Source organism: Alcanivorax sp. HI0044 (assembly GCF_001634945.1).
Genome location: NZ_LWEZ01000046.1, coordinates 1 through 948, shown reverse-complemented (window position 1 = coordinate 948; position 948 = coordinate 1). Strand labels below are relative to the sequence as shown.

The window sequence follows — 948 nt, the reverse complement described above, 5'->3', positions numbered from 1 at the left end:
GCCACAGCCAGGCCGGCCCCCAGTATGACAACGCCGGACCAGCCGTGTTCATCGTAGGCGGCGGCAGAGGCCAGTGAGCCGAAGGCGCCGCCCAGGAAATACAGGAACATGTACCCGGAGTTGAGCCGGTTGCGGGCGCTTTCATCCAGCGAAAACACCATGTTCATATTGGTGATGTGAACCGCTTGCAGGGCCAGGTCCAGCAGCACAATGCCGGCGAGCAAGGCGATGAGTGAGGTGCCTCCCAGCCCCAGCAATCCCCAGGACAGCAGCAGGATGACAATACCGGCGATCGTCAGCCGGTGGCCGTGACCCCGGTCGGCCAGTACGCCGGCGTGGCGAGCAGACAGGGCGCCCGCCGCCCCCGCCAGGCCGAACAGGCCGATGGTGGCATCATTGAAGGACCAGGGTTCAGCGGACAGCAGGAATGCCAGCGACGTCCACAGCACGCTGAACATGGCAAAGCCCAGAAAGCCGAGCACGGAACGTTGGCGGTACACCTTGTGCCGCGCAAACAGCCCGATGATGGAGGTAATCAGCTGGCCATAATGGAGCGAAGCGGGTTGATGGTAGCGGGGCAGCAAGCGCCACAGTGCCAGGGTGTTGAGTAACATAAGCGCAGCGGCAACCCAGTAAACGGTATGCCAGTCGCCCAGGGTGGACAGCGCTCCCGCCACGGTGCGTGCCAGCAGAATGCCCAACAACAGCCCGCTCATCACCGTGCCCACCACCTTGCCGCGGGTTTCCAGTGGCGCCAGTGTGGCCGCAAAAGGAACCAACACCTGCGCAACCACGGAAAACGCCCCGGTCATGGCGGTGCCTGCCAACAGCATCGGCAACGAACGGGCGCTGGCGCTGACCAGCAAGCCGACCATGGCCAGCAGCATCATGATCACAATCAAGCGGCGGCGCTCGACCAGATCGCCGAGTGGCACCAGCAGGATCAGC

At 63.9% G+C, this 948-nt stretch carries 1 protein-coding gene; it reads right to left on the bottom strand.

What is annotated here, in order from left to right; all coding sequences use genetic code 11:
* Positions 1–948, bottom strand: a 948-nt coding sequence (locus A3730_RS00515) for an MFS transporter (RefSeq protein ID WP_063537231.1), incomplete at both ends; no start/stop codon positions are given.